18 protein-coding genes are annotated in these 18,019 nt (G+C 70.0%); 7 read left to right on the plus strand and 11 right to left on the minus strand.

The genetic code is table 11. From position 1 onward, the window contains the following. Positions 1-2: 2 nt before the first annotated feature. Positions 3-1,097, minus strand: a complete 1,095-nt coding sequence (locus tag NO345_RS10995; protein WP_256299166.1) for an asparagine synthase C-terminal domain-containing protein — start codon at positions 1,095-1,097, stop codon at positions 3-5. Continuing rightward, a complete protein-coding gene (locus NO345_RS11000) occupies positions 1,094-1,780 on the minus strand; it encodes a PHP domain-containing protein (protein WP_256299591.1) in 687 nt (228 codons plus the stop codon). The genes NO345_RS10995 and NO345_RS11000 overlap by 4 nt, the downstream gene beginning before the upstream one ends. A gap of 180 nt (positions 1,781-1,960) precedes the next feature. Here NO345_RS11000 and purL point away from each other — a divergent pair, with 180 nt between their 5' ends. The 3 genes from purL (at position 1,961) to NO345_RS19815 (ending at position 5,753) form a co-directional block, all read left to right on the plus strand. Further along, on the plus strand, positions 1,961-4,162 hold the full coding sequence (gene purL / locus NO345_RS11005; RefSeq protein WP_256299168.1) for a phosphoribosylformylglycinamidine synthase subunit PurL: 2,202 nt from the start codon (positions 1,961-1,963) through the stop codon (positions 4,160-4,162). A 121-nt stretch (positions 4,163-4,283) separates the two neighbouring features. Beyond that, positions 4,284-5,093, plus strand: a complete 810-nt coding sequence (locus NO345_RS11010; RefSeq protein ID WP_256299170.1) for a formate/nitrite transporter family protein — start codon at positions 4,284-4,286, stop codon at positions 5,091-5,093. An 87-nt stretch (positions 5,094-5,180) separates the two neighbouring features. Then, a complete protein-coding gene (locus NO345_RS19815; protein WP_256299172.1) occupies positions 5,181-5,753 on the plus strand; it encodes a HalX domain-containing protein in 573 nt (190 codons plus the stop codon). A 24-nt stretch (positions 5,754-5,777) separates the two neighbouring features. On the opposite strand, the gene NO345_RS19820 is transcribed toward NO345_RS19815, so the two are convergent. Continuing rightward, entirely contained in the window at positions 5,778-7,637 is a 1,860-nt protein-coding gene (locus tag NO345_RS19820) for a sensor histidine kinase (RefSeq protein WP_256299174.1), read from the minus strand. Positions 7,638-8,021: 384 nt separating this feature from the next. On the opposite strand from NO345_RS19820, the gene NO345_RS11025 reads away from it, so the two are divergent. Further along, on the plus strand, positions 8,022-9,179 hold the full coding sequence (locus NO345_RS11025; protein WP_256299175.1) for an NAD(P)/FAD-dependent oxidoreductase: 1,158 nt from the start codon (positions 8,022-8,024) through the stop codon (positions 9,177-9,179). Positions 9,180-9,219: 40 nt separating this feature from the next. Here NO345_RS11025 and NO345_RS11030 read toward each other — a convergent pair whose 3' ends face one another. Then, complete coding sequence (locus NO345_RS11030; RefSeq protein WP_256299177.1) at positions 9,220-10,455, minus strand: GNAT family N-acetyltransferase; 1,236 nt, start codon at positions 10,453-10,455, stop codon at positions 9,220-9,222. A gap of 144 nt (positions 10,456-10,599) precedes the next feature. Here NO345_RS11030 and NO345_RS11035 point away from each other — a divergent pair, with 144 nt between their 5' ends. Then, a complete protein-coding gene (locus NO345_RS11035) occupies positions 10,600-10,860 on the plus strand; it encodes a glutathione S-transferase N-terminal domain-containing protein (RefSeq protein WP_256299179.1) in 261 nt (86 codons plus the stop codon). Between the two features lie 27 nt (positions 10,861-10,887). On the opposite strand, the gene NO345_RS11040 is transcribed toward NO345_RS11035, so the two are convergent. The 4 genes from NO345_RS11040 to NO345_RS11055 all read right to left on the minus strand — a co-directional run bounded on the left by NO345_RS11040 (position 10,888) and on the right by NO345_RS11055 (position 14,027). After that, on the minus strand, positions 10,888-12,039 hold the full coding sequence (locus tag NO345_RS11040; RefSeq protein WP_256299181.1) for a pyridoxal phosphate-dependent aminotransferase: 1,152 nt from the start codon (positions 12,037-12,039) through the stop codon (positions 10,888-10,890). A 2-nt stretch (positions 12,040-12,041) separates the two neighbouring features. Further along, positions 12,042-12,530 carry an Lrp/AsnC family transcriptional regulator gene (locus NO345_RS11045; protein ID WP_256299183.1) on the minus strand — a complete coding sequence of 163 codons (489 nt, stop codon included), beginning with the start codon at positions 12,528-12,530 and terminating at the stop codon, positions 12,042-12,044. A gap of 75 nt (positions 12,531-12,605) precedes the next feature. Continuing rightward, positions 12,606-13,430, minus strand: a complete 825-nt coding sequence (locus NO345_RS11050) for a DUF6159 family protein (RefSeq protein ID WP_256299185.1) — start codon at positions 13,428-13,430, stop codon at positions 12,606-12,608. 51 nt (positions 13,431-13,481) lie between these two features. Next, positions 13,482-14,027, minus strand: a complete 546-nt coding sequence (locus tag NO345_RS11055; RefSeq protein WP_256299187.1) for a hypothetical protein — start codon at positions 14,025-14,027, stop codon at positions 13,482-13,484. 95 nt (positions 14,028-14,122) lie between these two features. Here NO345_RS11055 and NO345_RS11060 point away from each other — a divergent pair, with 95 nt between their 5' ends. Beyond that, on the plus strand, positions 14,123-14,689 hold the full coding sequence (locus tag NO345_RS11060; RefSeq protein WP_256299188.1) for a thioredoxin family protein: 567 nt from the start codon (positions 14,123-14,125) through the stop codon (positions 14,687-14,689). 24 nt (positions 14,690-14,713) lie between these two features. Here the strand turns inward: NO345_RS11060 and NO345_RS11065 are convergent, their stop codons facing one another. Continuing rightward, positions 14,714-15,796, minus strand: a complete 1,083-nt coding sequence (locus NO345_RS11065; protein ID WP_256299190.1) for an NADH:flavin oxidoreductase/NADH oxidase — start codon at positions 15,794-15,796, stop codon at positions 14,714-14,716. A 231-nt stretch (positions 15,797-16,027) separates the two neighbouring features. Between NO345_RS11065 and NO345_RS11070 the strand changes: the two genes are divergently transcribed. Then, positions 16,028-16,837: a BtpA/SgcQ family protein gene (locus tag NO345_RS11070; RefSeq protein ID WP_256299192.1), complete on the plus strand. Its 810-nt coding sequence runs from the start codon at positions 16,028-16,030 to the stop codon at positions 16,835-16,837. Between the two features lie 29 nt (positions 16,838-16,866). Here NO345_RS11070 and NO345_RS11075 read toward each other — a convergent pair whose 3' ends face one another. Both NO345_RS11075 and NO345_RS11080 read right to left on the minus strand, forming a co-directional pair. After that, a complete protein-coding gene (locus NO345_RS11075; protein ID WP_256299194.1) occupies positions 16,867-17,460 on the minus strand; it encodes a DJ-1/PfpI family protein in 594 nt (197 codons plus the stop codon). Positions 17,461-17,523: 63 nt separating this feature from the next. Beyond that, on the minus strand, positions 17,524-18,009 hold the full coding sequence (locus tag NO345_RS11080) for a dCTP deaminase/dUTPase family protein (RefSeq protein ID WP_256299195.1): 486 nt from the start codon (positions 18,007-18,009) through the stop codon (positions 17,524-17,526). Between the last annotated feature and the right edge of the window lie 10 nt (positions 18,010-18,019).

Here is an 18,019-nt window from a genome sequence, read left to right on the forward strand (position 1 = left end):
GGTCACTCCCCCGAAACCAGCGACTCGACGTACTTCGTCACGTGGTCGTCCAGCCGGCGCTTGTAGCCGGCCTGCCGGGCCAGCCGGTCGAGCTCCCGAGACGCCAGACTGCCGTACTGCACCGCCTTCTTGTCCCGGTCGGCGACCGATTCGGGGATCCACTCACGCGCGGCGAGTCGGAGCGCCCGTTTCCGTGTCCCCGCGTCGTCCACGAGCAGCTCGCCGGACAACGGGAGTGCGGCCTCGACGACGGCGTCGTGCAGCAGGGGGGCGACGGGTTCGACACCGGCACCCCGTAGCGACAGCACGTCGCGTTCGAGCTGGTCGGGCAGGCTGTGAACCATCTCGCGCACCGCACCACGGACCGTCCCGGCCTCGACGCGCGGGTCGTCGGGCGCTTTGGCGACCTTCGCGTAGCCGCCGAACAGCTCGTCCGCGCCCTGGCCGACCGCGAGGTGGTCGAAGCCGTCGGCGGCGACGCGCTCGGCGACCAGGTAGAGCGGCAGCGATATCTGCACGTCCATCGCGTTCGTCCGGCCCATCGCCTGGACGATCTCGGGCACCGCACGCTCGATGGCGTCGTGGGTGAGCTCGACGACGGTGAGGTCGACGCCCATCGCGTCGGCGGCGGTCCGGGCGGCCGCGACGTCGTGGCTGTCGGGGAAGCCGGCGACGTAGCAGGGACCGTCGACCAGCGCGGCGACGAGTGCGGAGTCGACGCCGCCGGAGAACGCGACCGCGATGTCCTCGTCCGGGAGGCTGGCCGCGCTCTCGCGGATGGCCGCCTGGAGGTCGGCGACCGCGACGTCGACGTCGGTCGTCGGCTCGGGGTCGGGGAGTGTCCAGACCCCGGTTTCCCGTCCGTCGGCGCTCCGGCGGACACCGGCCGGCAGGCTCCGGGGCGCGGTGAGTTCCGTGGGGTCGAACGCCCAGTCGTCGCCGTCGGTCGCGTCGTCCAGAAACAGCGGTCGGCGGCCGAGGACGTCCCGCACGAGGGTGCCGTCCAGCTCGCCGGCAAAGCCCGCCGTTCCGGGGAGCGGGTCCCCGGTTTCGAGTGCGCGCCGAACCGTCGTCGCGTCGGTACCGTCGAGCGTCACGGCAGGAACTCGTGCATCCGGTTCTTCACGCGCCGCTTCGCCCCGCCGGCGGCCTGCCGGAAACTGATCCGCCAGGGCGTGCGCTTGCCCTCGACGGTCGTCCGACCCTCGCGGATGGCGTCGAGGATGCCCTGGACCGTCGGCTCGTCGGGGTCCACGCGGGTGACGGCCTGCCCCACCATCTCGCTGATGTGGGCGTCGCTGCCGGCGGTCATCGGCAGCTGGTACTCGCGGGCGAACCGCTCGGCCTGGCGGTTCGACCGCCCGGTGAGGAGTCGCGAGTTGTAGACCTCGATGGCGTCGGCCGTCGCCAGCTCGGCGCGGGTGATGTTCTCCATGACGCCGCTTCTGGACTCCTGGAACGGGTGTGGGACGACGGCGATACCGCCGAGACCCCTGATGATGTCGAGGGTCTCCGCGAAGGGGCGACCCTCCGGGACACGCTCTTCGACGCCGAGCGCGAGCACGTGGCCGTCCGCGCTCGTCACCTCCATGCCGGGGATGCCGAGCAGGCCGTACTCGGGGGCCTTCTCGGCGGCGTCGAGACTGGCGTCGATCTCGTCGTGGTCGGTCACCGCCAGCGCGTCGAGACCGACGGCCTCCGCCTGCGCGAGGAGCAACTCGACAGGGTCACGGCCGTCGTACGAGAGCGACGAGTGGCAGTGCAACTCGACCGATAGCACGGCCTGAGCTACCGGCGGGAGGGCTAAAAGCGCCTCGGTACGTCGGTCCGGTTCGGCCCCCGCCCATCGCCCGGCTCTCGCCGCGAGCCCCGTCTCGACGGCGGTGACCGAGCGCGGGTGGGTGTTCACGAACGTGCGCATAGAAACGCATAAACCGCCCCGGTATCGACATGAGGATGAATGAGCCTCGCCGACTCCGACCGCGAACTCGTCGTGGACGAACTCGGGCGCGACCCCACACCGGCGGAGGCCGCGCTCTTCGAGAACCTCTGGAGCGAACACTGCGCGTACCGCTCCTCCCGGCCCCTGCTCGGTGCGTTCGACTCCGAGGGCGACCAGGTCGTCGTCGGCCCCGGCGACGACGCCGCGGTCGTCGCCCTGCCGGAGCCCTCGGGCGACGGCTACTCGGACACGTACATCACGCTGGGCGTCGAGAGCCACAACCACCCCTCCTACGTCGACCCGTTCGACGGCGCGGCGACCGGCGTCGGCGGCATCGTCCGCGACACGCTGTCGATGGGCGCGTACCCCATCGCGCTCGCGGACTCGCTGTACTTCGGCGGCTTCGACCGCGAGCACTCCCGGTACCTGTTCGAGGGCGTCGTCGAGGGCATCAGCCACTACGGCAACTGCATCGGCGTTCCGACGGTCGCCGGGAGCGTCGACTTCCACCCCGACTACGAGGGCAACCCCCTCGTCAACGTCGCCTGCGTCGGGCTCACCGACGCCGACCGGCTGGTCACCGCGGTGGCCCAGGAACCCGGAAACAAGCTCGTGCTCGTCGGCAACGCCACGGGCCGTGACGGCCTCGGCGGCGCATCGTTCGCCAGCGAGGACCTGAGCGAGGACGCCGAGACCGAGGACCGGCCGGCGGTGCAGGTCGGCGACCCCTATTCGGAGAAACTGCTCATCGAGGCCAACGAGGTGCTCGTCGAGGAGAGCCTGGTCCAGTCGGCCCGGGACCTCGGCGCGGCCGGTCTCGGCGGCGCGTCGTCCGAACTCGTCGCGAAGGGCGGGCTCGGCGCGGAGATCGAGCTGGACCGGGTCCACCAGCGCGAGCCGAACATGAACGCACTGGAGATTTTGCTCGCCGAGTCCCAGGAGCGGATGTGCTACGAGGTCCGCCCCGGGGACGTCGACCGGGTGCGCGAGGTCGCCGAGAAGTTCGACCTCGGCTGCTCGGTCATCGGCGAGGTGACCGACGGCAACTACGTCTGCACGTTCGAGGGCGAGACGGTCGTCGACGCGCCCGCCGAGTTCCTGGGCGACGGTGCCCCGATGAACGACCTCCCGGCCGAGGAGCCGGCCGAGCCCGCGGTCGACCGTCCGGACGTCCCCCTCGCGGACGCGTTCGAGTCCGTCGTCGGCAGCCCGACGACCGCCTCCAAGCGCTGGGTCTACCGCCAGTACGACCACGAGGTGGGCGTCCGGACGAGCGTCCTCCCCGGCGACGACGCGGCGCTCGTCGCGGTCCGCGAGACGGAGGGCGACGACGGCGTCGGCACCGGACTCGCCATCTCGGCCGGCGCGGACCCGCTCTGGACCGAGTGCGCGCCCTACGACGGGGCCCGCGCCGTCGCGCTGGAGAACGCGACGAACCTCGCCGCAAAGGGTGCGACGCCGCTCGCCGCGGTGGACTGCCTCAACGGCGGCAACCCGGAGAAGCCCGACGTGTACGGCGGGTTCACGGGTATCGTCGACGGGCTCGCCGACATGTGTTCCGACCTCTCCGTCCCCGTGGTCGGCGGCAACGTCTCGCTGTACAACGACTCGCCGTCCGGTCCCATCCCGCCGACCCCGACCGTCGCGATGGTCGGCACGAAGGCGGGCTACGACGCGCCGCCGATGGCCGCCGCGGACGAGGGCGAACTCCTGCTCGTCGGCGACCGGTCACTGGGTAGCGAGGGCGACGGCGCGCAGCCGCTGGGTGGCTCGGAGTACCTCGCCCGCAACGATGGCTCGGACCGGTTCCCCGAGCTCCCCGAAGACCCCGCGGGCTTCGTTTCGGCGCTCGCGGCGGTCGCCGACGCCGACCACGTGCGGGCGACCCACGACGTGAGCCACGGGGGCCTCGCCGTCGCCCTCGCGGAGATGGTCCACGAGGACGCGGGGCTGCGCGTCGCGCTGCCGGAGCAGGGCGGTCTCGACGACGAGCGCGCCCAGACCGCGTTCCTCTTCCACGAGCAGCCCGGCCGCGTGCTGATCCAGACGACAGACCCCGACGCCGTGCGCGAGGCGTTCGTCGGCGTCGCACCCGTCGCCAGCATCGGCGAAGGGACGGCGGACGGGCGGCTCCGGTTGACCACGGCGTGGACCGACCTGGCGTACGACGCCGACGAGATCGCCGGGATGCGGTCGGTCATCGCGGACACGATGGAGTAGCGTGCTCCCGTCGCGGATAGGGCCACCGGGACGACGGAGAGGCCCACACACCCCCGTCGTTTGCGTCGAGGGCAAGTTTAGAGACGGCCCCCGAACAAGGGGACTGTAGAGGGTATCTCACGTGCCAGATTCACCGCCGGAGCCGGTCGACAGCGACCAGCCGAAACCGTCGCGCAGCATCCTCGACGAACTGATCGAGACCGGCGTCCACGAGATGAACCGCGAGCGGTCCGGGCTCCTGCTCTCGGGGCTCTCCGCCGGGCTCGACATCGGCTTCGGGCCGCTGCTGATGGCGGTCGTCCTGACGCTCTCGGCCGGTGGCTTCGGGGACCTCACCACGGAACTGCTGCTCGCGAGCGTCTACTCCGTCGGCTTCATGTTCGTCATCATCGGCCGGTCCGAGCTGTTCACCGAACACACCACGCTCGCGGTGATCCCGGTCCTCGACGGGCAGGCGTCGGTCCGACAGCTGGCCAGGCTCTGGGGCCTGGTGTACCTCGGGAACCTGGTCGGCGGGTTCTTGTTCACGCTGCTGGTCGTGCTCCTGATGCCGGGACTCGGCGTCGTCGAGACCGCGGCGTTCGAGGAGATCGCGCTCAAACTCGTGACCCACGAACTGCAGTGGCTGTTCATCGCCGGGGTGTTCGCCGGGTGGCTGATGGGGCTGCTGGCGTGGCTCATCACGGCGGCCCAGGAGACGACGAGCCGGCTTATCCTCATCCTCATCGTCACGGGGGCCATCGGCATCCTCCACCTGCCACACTCCATCGCCGGCAACGTCGAGGTGCTGTTCGGCCTGTTCGTCTCCCCCGCGATCACCGTCGTCGACTACCTCGCCTTCCTCGTGCTGGCGACGATCGGCAACGCCGTCGGCGGCGCGGTGTTCGTCGCCCTGCTGAAGTACGGCCACGTCGTCCGGGGCGGGAGCTGAGGGAGTCGAGGCAGGGCCCCGTCATCTTCATATACTCCAAGTAGCAACAGGTGTACGATGCCTTCGCACACCGGGGGGCGGTGAGTCGTGGCGGACTCGCCCGCGGTCCTCATCGTCGAGGACGAACCCGACCTGGCGAACCTGTACGCCGCGTGGCTCAGGGACGCCTGTACCGTGAAGACGGCCTACAACGGCAGTCAGGCGCTCGAGGCCATGGACGACTCGCGCGACATCGTCCTGCTCGACCGCCGGATGCCCGGGCTCTCCGGCGATCAGGTGCTCTCGACCATCCGCGAGCGCGAGCTCGACACCAGGGTGGCGATGGTGACCGCGGTCGAGCCCGACTTCGACATCATCCAGATGGGCTTCGACGACTACCTCGTCAAGCCGGTTTCGAAGGAGGACCTCCTCTCGACCATCGACCAGCTGCTCCTGCGGTCGACCTACGACGAGCAGATTCAGCAGTTCTTCGCGCTCGCCTCGAAGAAGGCGCTGCTGGACTCCCAGAAGACCGAGGCCGAGCTGCGGGCCTCCGAGAAGTACGCCAGACTGGAGGACCGGTTGAACGTGATGCGCGCCCAGATCGACGAGACCATCACCGAGCTGTCGAACCACGACGCCTACCGGCGGGTCTGTCAGGACCTCTCCAGAACCGACTGACGGCCGACGCCCACGGACCGTCAGTTACCGCCGAGACACTTCGAACGTGACCATCCCGGTCACGGAGAACTGCGTCCCGCCGGCCTGTCCCGTCGACACGTCCACCTCCCAGCCGTGGGCCTCGGCGATCTCGCGGGCGACGGCGAGCCCGAGCCCGGAGCGTTCGCTGCCGGTCGTCGTCTCCGGCTCGAACACGCGGTCGAACTCGGTCTCGGGGATGGCGGCGGCGTCGTCGAGGATGTAGAAGCCGGTGGGCTTGCCGGTGGCGTCGTCCTCGACGGGGCCGATGCGGACCGTCGCGTCGCCCTCGGCGCGGGTCGTCACGTCGTTGAACACCGTCTCGAGCATGTGGACGAAGCGGGCGCGTTCGGCACGCACGCTGCCCTCGAACTCGAGGTAGACGGTCATGTCCTCGGCGATGGACGCGTCGAGTGCGTCGGCCAGTGTGCTCTCGAAGTCGACCGAGGAGCGCGAACCCATCGCGCTCTGGTCGCGGGCGAACTCGAGCACGTCGTCGACGAGCTCCTCGGCACGGGTGAGCGTCTCCGTCACCGCGGGGTCCTGGCTCTCCGCGTCGAACTCGCTGGCGACCTCGTCGAGGTGCTGCTGGAGGTCCTCCGAGAGGATGTCCGCGACGGCACGGAGCCGCTCGGACTGCCGGGCGAGCGACTGCTTGCGGTCCTGGAGCAGCTTCTCGCGGTCGGACCGGTCGAGCGCGGCCTCGGTGTTCGACGCCAGCAGCGAGACCAGCTCGAGGTCGGTGTCGTCGAAGCCCTCGACCCGCGTCGAGCCGGTCATGATGACGCCGTGGGTGCCGATGGGGACGATGATCTCCGAGCGCAGCGGCGTGTCCTCGTTGTAGAGTCCCGTCTCCTCGGTGAGGTCGTCGAACATCTTCGGCTCGCCCTCGCGGTAGACGTCCCAGACGAGCCCCTCGCCCTCGTAGAACTGGGGGAGGCCGCCGAGCTCGGTGTGGGCACCCATCGTCGCGGCCATCGGGTCGAGACAGCCGCGTTCGTCGTCGAGCAGCCAGACACCCGAGATGGGCAGGTCGAGCAGTTCGTCGGCGGCGTGCACCGCGACCGAGCAGATCTCGGCGGCGTCCTCCGCGCCGAACAGCCAGCGCGTGACCTCGTGCAGCGAGTCGACGGTCTCCTCGTACTCGCGCTGCTCGGTCACGTCGCGGATGACGCCCGCGACGCTCGCGAGGCCCTCGCCGAGCGGGACCATCCGCATCTCGCCGATGCGCTCCTCGCCGTCGGCGTCGACGAACGAGAGCTCGAAGCGCTGGTAGCTCGTCTCGCCCGACTGGAGGGTGCCGATGGCCTCGCCGATGGCCATCGCGCCCTCGGAGTCGATGCTCGCGAGTTCGGGGAGCCGACGGATCGGCTGGCCGACGAGCTCGTCGCGGCTCGCCCCGAGGGTCTCCTCGATGGCCTCGTTCACGCTGGCGATGCGGTCGTCGTCGTCGACGGTGAGCACGCCGTCGTGGACCGCCTCCACGACGCGGGCGTGCTGTGCGAGCTCGTTCTCTCGCTCCTTCCGGTCGGTGATGTCGCGCAGGTACACCGAGAGACCTGACCCGGAGGGGTAGGCGTTGGCCTCGAACCACGTGTCGAGGGGGTTGTGGTACACCTCGAAGGACACGGGCTCCTGGGTCTCCATCGCCTGGTGGAACCCCTCGGGGAACTGGGTCTCGACGGTCTCGGGGAACTCGTCCCACATCACCCGGCCGATGAGCTGGCGGCGCGACCGCTTGAGCATCGACTCGGCGCGGTCGTTGATGTACGTGAAGCGCCAGTCGGCGTCGAGCGCGAAGAACGCGTCCTCGACGCGGTCGAGGATCGGGACCGAGCGGTCCGTCGCGTGCGGCCCGTTGTTCACCCTGTGTCCACCTCGTCGGATGCGTTCGGTCGGGGAGAGCGCGAGACGGTGCGGGGAGAATGCATGGCTGCGGGGTCGTACGGGGCTACGTGATTCCCCTACTTACCTTTCGTGGCCAACCTCGCCTCCGGCGTCGGGGGCGAGGGTCGGCAATCGACCGGGTCGACACCAGTCTCGTCACAGCACACGGACAGCTTCGCATCTGACCGCGACCGGTCTAGCCGGCGGTGTCGAGGCGGTCGTCGGCCCGGATGGACCCACTGTCGGGCTGAACTGTCGGACGGCGGCCACGTTCCGGGACCGATACCGGCCGTCAGATCCCCCGTGACGACCCTGCGAGGCCGGCCAGACAAGAGTTAACTCGGTCCTCGCCCTCGCTCCGGTATGACAGTCGTCGTCGTGGGCGGTGGTATCGTCGGTATGGCGGCCGCGTACAGCCTCGCCGAGCGGGGCGTCGAGGTCGTACTCTGTGAGAAGGGGTCGGTCGGCTCGGGGAGCACCGAGCGCTCTGCGGGCGGCATCCGAACCCAGTTCTCGACGCGGGTGAACGTCAGGCTCTCGCAGGCGAGCATCGCAGTCTGGGAGTCGTTCGAGAAGGAGTTCGGCGTCGACATCGAGTACCGACGCTCCGGCTACCTCTTCCTGGCCCGCGACGGGGCGACCGCCGACGACTTCGAGTCGAACGTCGCCATGCAGCGCGAGGAGGGCGTCGACAGCGAACTGCTCGCCCCCGAGGACGCCCGGGAGTACTGTCCCGGGCTCGACCCGGAGCCGTTCCGCGCCGCGACGTACTGCCCGACGGACGGCTTCGCCGACCCGCACCTCGCGCTGCAGGGGTACTCCCAGGCGGCCGCCGAGGCCGGCGTCGAGGTGCGGACGAAGACGCCGGTGACGGCGGTGCACCGCGAGGACGGCGACGACGGCCGCGTCACCGGCGTCGAGACCCCGGACGGCACCATCGAGGCGGAGTACGTCGTCAACGCCGCCGGCCCGTGGGCGAGCCGACTCAACGAACTGGCCGGCGTCGACCTGCCCGTCGTACCGAAGCGCCGGCAGGTCGCCGTCGTCGACCCGGAGACGCCGGTCCCAGAGTCCGTCCCGCTGACCATCGACCTCGACACGGGCGTGTACTTCCGGCCCGAACGCGAGGGCGCGGCGCTCGTCGGCGGCCACTTCGGCGGCGACGACCCCGACGCGGACCCCGACCGGTTCTCCACGACGGCGGACACCGACTGGACCATCGAAGCGGTCGAGCACGCGGCCGACTGTGCCGCCTACTTCGGGCCGGAGACCAGAATCAAGAACGGCTGGGCGGGGCTGTACGCCGTCACGCCCGACCACCACCCCATCGTCGAGGAGGTCGCACCGGGCTACCTCACCGCCATCGGCTTCTCGGGGCACGGGTTCCAGCACGCCCCCGCCACGGGTCGGATCATCACGGACCTCGTCGTCGACGGCGAGACCGACCTCGTCGACCTCGACGCGCTCTCGGCCGACCGGTTCGAGCGCGGCGAGACCCACGACGAGCGGAACGTCGCCTGAGCGGTCGGCGCGGGCCGCCGTCAGGCGACCGTCGCTCTACTCAGAAGAAGTCGAGGATGGCGGCGTCGTTCTCGGGGAACAGGCGGTCGAGCGTCCCGAGCGTCTCGTCGTCGGCTCGGAGGTCGGTCGTCTTCGCCAGGCGGTCCGCCGGTGCGTAGCCGGCGAGCATCTGGCTGAGTGCGCCGATGTCCAGCCCGGCGTCGACGTCAGCCCCGTCGTCGACTCGGTGGACCGTCCCGACGCCGTCGGTCACGTCGAGCCGGAACACCCCGTCGTTCCACGGTGCGAGTCCATCGTCGACGGCGAGGGTGACCACACCGTCGGCGTCGTACCCGACGGTCTCCAGCGCGTCGGCCACGTCGACGATGCGGACCATCGGCCCACCCTGCAGCTCCGTCTCGACCTCGCCACGGTCCTCGACCAGGTCGGGCAGGACGGTGTCGGGCTGCTCGTGGAGCGTCACCGTCGACACCTGCGAGTCGTGGTCGCGGCAGAACGCGAGGATGCGGAGGTACGCCTCGTGGTCGCGCGCCCGGTGCTCCCAGACGTCCAGCTCGCGACCGTCGTCTCCCTCGCTCACCTCGTAGATGACGTACGCTCGCAGCTCGTCCTCGGTGCCCCAGCCGTAGACGAACGGGTCGTCCTCCCAGCCGGTGAACCGGCGGTATCGCCACCAGTCCTCGTCGCGGTGGACGGTCAGGTCCATACCTGCGGTGTCGGCGCGGTAGACGGCGTCGACGGCCGCCCAGTCGTCGCCGTCGAGCCGTCGCCAGCGGGCGTCCCCCGTCTCGCGACCCGTGCGCTCGGCCTCCGCGTCGGCGGCCTCGGCGGCGAATTCGAGGGTCTCCGGCGGGCAGGCGATGTCGACGTACCGGTTCGCGGTCTCCCAGCCGTACTGCCGGTAGAAGCCGTACTCGAACGGCCACAGGGCGCAGATGGGGGCCTCGCGGTCGTGGTACTCCTGCACCGACCCCTCGAGCATCCGCCGGACGTTGCCACCGCGGCGGTGCTCGGGCGGCGAGGCGACAGCGGAGAGCCCCGGCATCTCCACGGTCGCGCCGCGGAGCGTCGTCTCGAACCAGAAGTGCCGACAGACCGCGAGCGGGTCGCCGTCGTCGTCGAACACCCCGCGCTTTGCACCGAGGCGGTCGCGTTCGTGCTGCTCGTCGGGGTCGTACTCCATCGCCCCGGGGCCGGCCTGGGGCCGGAACGCGTAGGTGACGAACTCGTGGAAGGTCGCCGCCTCGTCGTCCGTGAGGGGGCGGTACGTTGTCATGGTCGAACGGGCAACGTCGCTGGGTAAGAAGGTTGCCGTAGGGAGCTAGTCGCTGTCACACCGCCACCGGGGGCCGACCGGGTGTTGTGTGCGAGGGACGCAGGACCGAATGCTATTGTGCTCTACACGCACAGTTATGGGACGATGCTCGAACTGTACCAGTCGGAGGGCTGCCCGCATTCCCGGAAGGTCAGGGAGACGCTCTCGGCACTCGGCGTCTCGTACGTCGCACACAACCCACGACTCCCGGGCGACCAGGGCGGCGACGTGACCAACGAGACGACACACGACCGCCTCACGGCGGTCGGGGACGACCAGATACCGTACCTCGTCGATACGGACCGCGACGTCACGATGTACGAGAGCGACGACATCGTCGAGTACCTCGAGGAGCACTACGCCTAGGCGCGAGGGTCGAGGCGGTGGCGACCCTCAGCCCGAGATGTACGCCTCGAACCGGTCCATCGCCTCGCGGAGGTCGTCGAGCCCGGTCGCGTAGGAGACGCGGAGGTGGCCCTCGCCGCCGTCGCCGAACGCGTCGCCGGGGACCATCGCGACGCCCTGCTCCTTCAGCAGGCCCTCGGCGAACGCCTCGGCGGACTCGTCGGTCGGTACCTCGGGGAAGACGTAGAACGCGCCTCTGGCCCGGAAGCAGTCGACACCCATCTCGTCGAACCGGGAGAGGACGAACCGTCGCCGGCGGTCGTACTCGTCGACCATCGCCTCGACCTCGTCGTCGCAGGAGCGCAGCGCCTCGAGCGCGGCGTACTGCGCTGTCGTCGGTGCCGACAGCATCCCGTACTGGTGGACGCGGTTGATGGCAGTGACCACCTCGGGCGGGGCCATCGCGTAGCCCAGCCGCAGCCCCGTCATCGCGTAGGCCTTCGAGAAGCCGTTGAAGACGACGGTGCGCTCGCGCATCCCCGGCAGGGTGGCGATGGAGGTGTGCTCGTTCTCGTACTGCAACTCGGCGTAGATCTCGTCCGAGAGCACGCCGAGGTCGTGCTCCCGGCAGAACTCCGCGACCGGCTCCAGCTCCTCGCCGGTCATCACCGCACCGGTCGGGTTGTTCGGGTAACAGAGCATCAGCAGGTCGGCGTCGGCCGCGCCAGCCGACTCGAGTGCCTCGGGGGTGAGCTTGAACTCGTCGGCTTCCCGGGTCGGCACGCGCAGCGGCTCGCCGCCGGCGAAGATGACGCCGGGCACGTACGAGATGTACGCCGGCTCGACCACCGCGACGGTGTCGCCGGGGTCGACGAGCGCCCGGAGCGCCGCGTCGACGGCCTCGCTCACGCCCGTCGTCACCAGGATCTCCTCGTCCGGGCCGTAGTCGAGGTCGTAGCGGTCGTCGACGTGACCCGAGATGGCCTCCCGGAGCTCCAGCAGCCCACGGTTCGACGTGTAGCTCGTCCGGCCGCGCTCCAGCGAGTCGATGGCCGCGTCGCGGGCCGCCCACGGCGCGGAGAAGTCCGGCTCGCCGACGCCCAGCGAGATGACGTCGTCGCGTTCCTCCGCCAGCTCGAAGAACCTGCGGATGCCCGACGGCGGTACCGCCCGAACGCGGTCTGCGGTCTCCAGCCCCATGGTCAGGGTGACACCGAGAGCCGGTCGTCTTCGTCGTCGTCGTCCAGGACGACCCCGCGGTCCTTGTACGTCGTCATGACGTAGTGCGTGACCGTCTGGGTGACCTCCGGGACGGGCGCGACCTTCTCGCTGATGAAGATGGAGACGTCGTGCATCGACGACCCCTCGACCTCCATGAGGAAGTCGTAGTCGCCGCTGACCAGCCGGAGGGTCTTGACCTGCGGGAAGCGCGCGAGCCGTTCGGCGATGTCGCCGTAGCCCGTCTCGCGGTCGAGGGTGACGTTGAGCTCCACCGTCGCGCGGACCACCTCGCGGTCGGTCCGCTCCCAGTCGACGATGGCCTGGTAGCCAGCGACGACTCCCTCCTCTTCCAGTGCCGCGAGTGCCGCCTCGACCTCGTTCTCGGTCAGGTCGGTCATGCGTGCGAGGTCCGCCGTCGTGTGACGTGCGTCCTCGACCAGCAGGTCGAGCAGGTCGTCCCGTGCCGTCATACCCCTAGGAGTCGGCGAGGGGGTCAAAAGCGTTGCTTCCGCGTCCGGGTTCGCCGCGAACGAAGCGTGGCGGACTCAGTCGGGGACGTGACCGAGGTCGACGTCCTCGAACGCGCCCGGGCGACGCCCCTCCGTCGCGTAGACGTACAGGGCCGTCTTGGCGATGCTCGACAGCGACGCGCTGAACAGGTACACACCGACGAGCAGGACGGCGGCGACGGCCACCGACGCGCCGAACCCGAAGCCGCTCCCCGACGCGATGCCGAGGAACAGGACCGTACCCGCGACGATGACGACCGGCAGCATGAACAGGAACGTGACGATACCCACGCCGAAGTGCGCACCGGCGGTCTCGCCCCACGTCCCCTTGAACGTCTCACCGCTCCGGCGAACCGCCTCCCGGACCGAGACGTCCTCGAAGGCGATGACGGGGACGACGAAGTAGGTGAGGATGGACCACGCGACGCTGACGATGCCCGCCAGGATCTCGGCGAGGAGGCTGTCCTGGCTGTCGATGAGCTGGACGACGACGCCGACGGTCGCCGATATCACCGACCAGACGAGCAGCGTGCCCTTGTTGCGCCACGCGGCGGCCATCCCGCTCCGGAACGACGGTTCGCCACCCTCGAACGCGGTCCGCGTCTCGTGCATCAGCGCCGCCGTGGAGAAGGAGGCGACGAACGTCGTCCCGAGGTAGAGCAGGAACAGCACGCCGAGCGCGACGACATCGGACCCGAACCCGCCGACGACTGACGTACCTCCGACCAGTAGTGCGACGTAGCAGAGCCCACCGACGCCGCCGACCAGCGGGAACACCGCCAGCTCGGGGTCGTCGCGGAGCACCCGGATACTGTCCTTCGTGAGCGCCCAGCCGGTCCGGAGGCGTGTGAGCAGTCCCATGCGAGCACAGATGCCCGGGTGTCGGATAAAGGACGGCGGACGGTTTCTCGCTCAGTAGTTCTTGAACAGGTGCGCCCGCACGTCGTCCTTCGTCTGGACGTACTGCGTCGTCCCGTCGGGCATGTCGACCTCGTACCTGGCGTCCTCCTTCGACGCCTCGCGCCACTTGCCGTCGTGGGTGTCGAGCAGGTTCATCATCGCGTTCAGCCGGTCGTCGCCCGCCTCGCTCCCGTCGCTCGGGTCCGGCATCGACGAGGAGCTCCCCGACGTGGTCGTCCCACCGTCCGCTGCCTCCGCCTGTGTGCCCTCGTCCGCGGCCGCTCCACCGTCGGCTGTCGCCTCCTCCTCGTCCTGGTGCTCGACGGCCTCGGCCGCCTGCTCCTCCGTCGACTCGTCCCCCACCGCGTCGTCCGTCTCCGACGGTGGTGCGACGTCCACATCGACGTCGACGTCGATCTCGTCGGTGTCGACGGTGTCGATGAGGTACTGCAGCGCGTCCCGCTTTCGCACGTAGCCGTACCGCGTCTCGGCCTGCAGCTCCGCCCGCAGCGATTCGAGGAACTCCGCCTGCGCGTCGGAGACGGTCATCTCTGGCATGGTTCCACTCTCGAAGCCCCCCGTAATAAGCGTGGACACTCGCCGGAGCCCTGAACACCAGCCATTAAGCCGCCGAGCGCCAAGATGATGGCGACATGGTCCAGATGGAGTCAGACTCGAACCTCGGAGCCGGTGACGTCGCACCCGACTTCGAACTGCCGGGTGTCGACGGCGAGACGTACACGCTCGACAGCTTCGCCGACGCCGAGGCGCTGCTGCTCGTGTTCACCTGCAACCACTGCCCCTACGCGCAGGCGAAGTTCGACCTGCTGAACGAGCTCGCGGCCGAGCACGACGACGTGGCCGTCGTCGGCATCAACCCGAACGACGCCGAGGAGTACCCGGACGACTCCTTCGACGCGATGCGCGAGTGGACCGCGGACGGGCGCATCCAGTACGACGCCTACCTCCGCGACGAGTCCCAGGAGGTCGCGGCCGAGTACGGTGCGGTCTGCACCCCCGACCCGTTCCTGTTCGCCAACGAGGACGGCGAGTTCCGACTCGTCTACCAGGGCCGCCTCGACGACGCCCTGAACCCGGAGGACGAGCCGACGCGGTTCCACGTCCGCGAGGCCATCGACGCCGTCCTCGCCGGCGAGGACGTCGACCTCGAGTGGGAGCCCTCGCGTGGCTGCTCCATCAAGTGGAAGGACGACGACTGAACAGGGGCGAACCGGCCCCCGAAATCAGACCGCGCGCCGGTACTGTATCGGCCACTCGACCTCGTCTTCTCTGCCGAGTTTCTCCGCGGCGTGCAGCGTGAAGTACGGATCCCGCAGGTGCTCGCGACCGACGATGGCGAGGTCGGCCCGGCCGTTCCGTATCAGTTCGTCGGCCTGCTCGGGGGCCGTGATCCCGCCGACTGCACCGACCAGCGCGTCGGTCGCCTCGTCAACGCGCTCCGCGTAGGGCACCTGGTAGCCCGGCCCCGTGTCCGGGATCTGCTGGTCGGGGTGGAGCCCGCCCGCCGAGACGTCTATCAGGTCCGCCCCCTCGTCGGCGAGATCGCCGGCCAGCCGGGCGGTGTCGTCGACGGTCCACGAGTCGCGGTCGGGCAGCCAGTCCGTCGCCGACACGCGGACGAAGACGGGCTTCCCGTCGGGCCAGACCTCGCGGACTGCCGCGGTCGCCTCGCGGACGACTCTGGTCCGGTCCTCGAAGTCGCCGCCGTAGCGGTCGTCGCGGCGGTTCGTCACCGGCGAGCAGAACTCGTGGAGCAGGTAGCCGTGGGCGGCGTGGACCTCCGCGATCTCGAAGCCGGCGTCGAGTGCGCGCTCGGCCGCGGCCCGGAAGTCGTCGACGACGCTCTCTACCTCCTCGGTCGTCATCGTCGCGACGGTCTTGTCGTCGTCGTAGGGATACGCCTCGGCGGACGGCGAGGGCGCGACCCAGCCGTCACCGTCGGGCTGCACCGGCGTCGAGCCGTCCCACGGGGGCGTCTTCGAGCCCTTGTGGCCGGCGTGTGCGAGCTGGATGGCCGGCACCGAGCCCTGTCCGGCGATGAAGGCGGCGATGGGCGCGAGCGCGTCGGCGTGCGCGTCGCTCCAGATGCCGAGGTCGTCGGGGGAGATGCGGCCCGCGGGCGAGACGGCCGTCGCCTCGGTCATGACGATGCCCGCGCCGCCGACGGCCCGACTGCCCAGATGTTGCTGGTGCCAGTCCGTCGCCAGCCCGTCGCCCGCACAGGAGTACTGGCACATCGGGGAGACCATCACGCGGTTCGGCACCCTCGTCTCGCGTATCGACAGGTCTGCGAAGAGGTCGCTCATCGGCGGTGGTAGCGCGTCGGCGGGGGTCAAGCCCACGGTGCCCGCACCCCTTGCCGCTACGATGGAGACCCGGACGGTGTCCGACGGAGAGACAGCCGGCCAGCCGGGGCTTTCGAAGTGGTGTCGATGGGGCCTGTCGAACGACGATGTTGTATTCGACAACGAGCGTATCCGAACACGACCTCGCACGGAAGGACGGGGCTTATCGCACTCGCCGAAGAACCTCGTCGCATGAACCTGCAGGAGACGTTCGGGACGGACGCACCGGTCGTCGGCATGGTCCACCTGCCGCCGCTGCCGGGTGCACCCCGGTTCGACGGCGACCGCGCGGGACTGCGAGAACAGATGCTGGCAGATGCCAGCGCGCTCGAAGTCGGCGGTGTGGACGGCATCATGGTCGAGAACTTCGGCGACGCGCCGTTCTACCCCGAGGACGTGCCGAAGCACGTCGTCGCCGAGATGGCGTCCCTCGGGACGGAGCTGGTCGACGAGGTGTCGATCCCGGTCGGCATCAACGTGCTCCGGAACGACGCCGAGGCCGCGCTTTCCATCGCGGCCGCGGTCGACGCGGACTACGTCCGGGTGAACGCACACGTCGGCGCGACGGTCACCGACCAGGGGCTCATCCAGGGGAAGGCCCACGAGACGATGCGGCTGCGCGACCGGCTCGACGCGGACGTGGCCGTGCTCGCCGACGTTGGCGTCAAGCACGCCGCACCGCTGGCGGACCGGCCGATGCGCGAGGAGCTGGTCGACGCGGTGGAGCGCGGGCTCGCCGACGGCATCGTCGTCTCCGGCTCGGGCACGGGCGACCCGACCGACCGGAGCGTCCTGGAGACCGCCCGCGAGACCATCGACGATGCGGTTCCGGGCACGCCGCTGTTCGTCGGGAGCGGTGTGACCGCGGAGACCGTGGACGGGACGCTCGAACTGGCCGACGGCGTCGTCGTCGGGACCGCGCTGAAGGAGGGCGGCGAGACGACGAACCTCGTCGACGAGGACCGGGTCCGTGCGGTCGTCGACGCGGCGCGGGATCGATAAGAACGGACCGGGCAGTCGTCGGGTGCGGTTCAGTCGTCGGCCGGGACGGGTTCGCCGTGGCTGATCTCGGTGCCGAGCACCTCGAGGAACTGCGAGAGCCACTCGGGGTGGTCCGGCCAGGCCTGGGCGGTGACGAGGTTCCGGTCGGTCGTCACGCCGTCGTGCCACGTGCCGCCGGCCTCCTCGACGTCGTACTTCAGGGCGGGGTACGCCGTGCAGCCGTAGCCCTCGACCACGCCGGCGGCCGCGAGGATCTGCATCCCGTGGCAGATGCAGGCGACGGGCTTGTCCGCCTCGAAGAAGTGCTGGACGGTGTCGATGACCTGGTCGTAGTTGCGCAGGTACTCCGGCGCGCGCCCCCCGGGGACGACCAGTGCGTCGTACTCCGCGGGGTCGATGTCGTCGAACGTCGCGTTCAGCGCGAAGTCGTGACCCCGGGTCTCGAGGTACGTCTGGTCCCCCCGGAAGTCGTGGACGGCTGTCTTGACCGCGTCTTCGCTCGTCTTCTCGGGACAGACCGCGTGTACCTCGTGGCCGACGGCCTGGAGCGCCTGGAACGGCACCATGATCTCGTAGTCCTCGACGAAGTCACCCGCGAGCAGTAGTATCTTCTTACCTGACATGGTGGAACACACCGCAGAGGACTACGCCTGCAGCGGACTTAACCGTTGAGACCAGTCTCCGACCTACTCCACGATGTCGGCGTCGACGGCGTCGTCGGGGGCGTCGCCCACCGACGGCCCCGCCTCGACCGGCACCACCGTCGACACGCGGGCGTTCTCCTTGATCTCGATGCCGGCCCCACCGACCGTCAGCGGCACGAGCGGGAGGTGGCCGCCGACGGTCACCGTCGGGTGGGACGCACCGCGGGCCATCAGCTTGTTCCGCGGCTGGAGCAACAGCCGGGCGTGCTCGTCGCCGGTCACCAGCTCGTTGTACTGGAGCACGTACGTCCCCGCGTCGAGGTGCCACCACTGGTACTCGTCGTCCGGGTTCCGCCGGGTCAGCTCGTGGGGTTCGAGGTCCGCCTCCGCGAGTTCGTCGCCCCCGAAGTCGATGCGGCCCGGTCCGGTCACCTCGTGAATCGCGCTGACGGTCAGGTCGATGCCGTGCTCTCGAACCTGCGTCTCCGGGTGGACGAGGTTGTCCACGCGGTCGAGTACCTCCTGCATGGGCGGCCGT

The sequence above is a fragment of the Haloarchaeobius salinus genome, from assembly GCF_024464185.1.
In the GTDB taxonomy this organism is placed as follows: domain Archaea; phylum Halobacteriota; class Halobacteria; order Halobacteriales; family Natrialbaceae; genus Haloarchaeobius; species Haloarchaeobius salinus.

Bases quoted from the DNA above. Each gene is read 5' to 3' on its own strand.
- purL (WP_256299168.1), top strand. From the start codon at position 1,961: ATGAGCCTCGCCGACTCCGACCGCGAACTCGTCGTGGACGAACTCGGG.
- NO345_RS11025 (WP_256299175.1), top strand. From the start codon at position 8,022: ATGACAGTCGTCGTCGTGGGCGGTGGTATCGTCGGTATGGCGGCCGCG.
- NO345_RS11030 (WP_256299177.1), bottom strand. From the start codon at position 10,455: ATGACAACGTACCGCCCCCTCACGGACGACGAGGCGGCGACCTTCCAC.
- NO345_RS11035 (WP_256299179.1), top strand. From the start codon at position 10,600: ATGCTCGAACTGTACCAGTCGGAGGGCTGCCCGCATTCCCGGAAGGTC.
- NO345_RS11040 (WP_256299181.1), bottom strand. From the start codon at position 12,039: ATGGGGCTGGAGACCGCAGACCGCGTTCGGGCGGTACCGCCGTCGGGC.
- NO345_RS11045 (WP_256299183.1), bottom strand. From the start codon at position 12,530: ATGACGGCACGGGACGACCTGCTCGACCTGCTGGTCGAGGACGCACGT.
- NO345_RS11050 (WP_256299185.1), bottom strand. From the start codon at position 13,430: ATGGGACTGCTCACACGCCTCCGGACCGGCTGGGCGCTCACGAAGGAC.
- NO345_RS11055 (WP_256299187.1), bottom strand. From the start codon at position 14,027: ATGCCAGAGATGACCGTCTCCGACGCGCAGGCGGAGTTCCTCGAATCG.
- NO345_RS11060 (WP_256299188.1), top strand. From the start codon at position 14,123: ATGGTCCAGATGGAGTCAGACTCGAACCTCGGAGCCGGTGACGTCGCA.
- NO345_RS11065 (WP_256299190.1), bottom strand. From the start codon at position 15,796: ATGAGCGACCTCTTCGCAGACCTGTCGATACGCGAGACGAGGGTGCCG.
- NO345_RS11070 (WP_256299192.1), top strand. From the start codon at position 16,028: ATGAACCTGCAGGAGACGTTCGGGACGGACGCACCGGTCGTCGGCATG.
- NO345_RS11075 (WP_256299194.1), bottom strand. From the start codon at position 17,460: ATGTCAGGTAAGAAGATACTACTGCTCGCGGGTGACTTCGTCGAGGAC.
- NO345_RS11080 (WP_256299195.1), bottom strand. From the start codon at position 18,009: ATGCAGGAGGTACTCGACCGCGTGGACAACCTCGTCCACCCGGAGACG.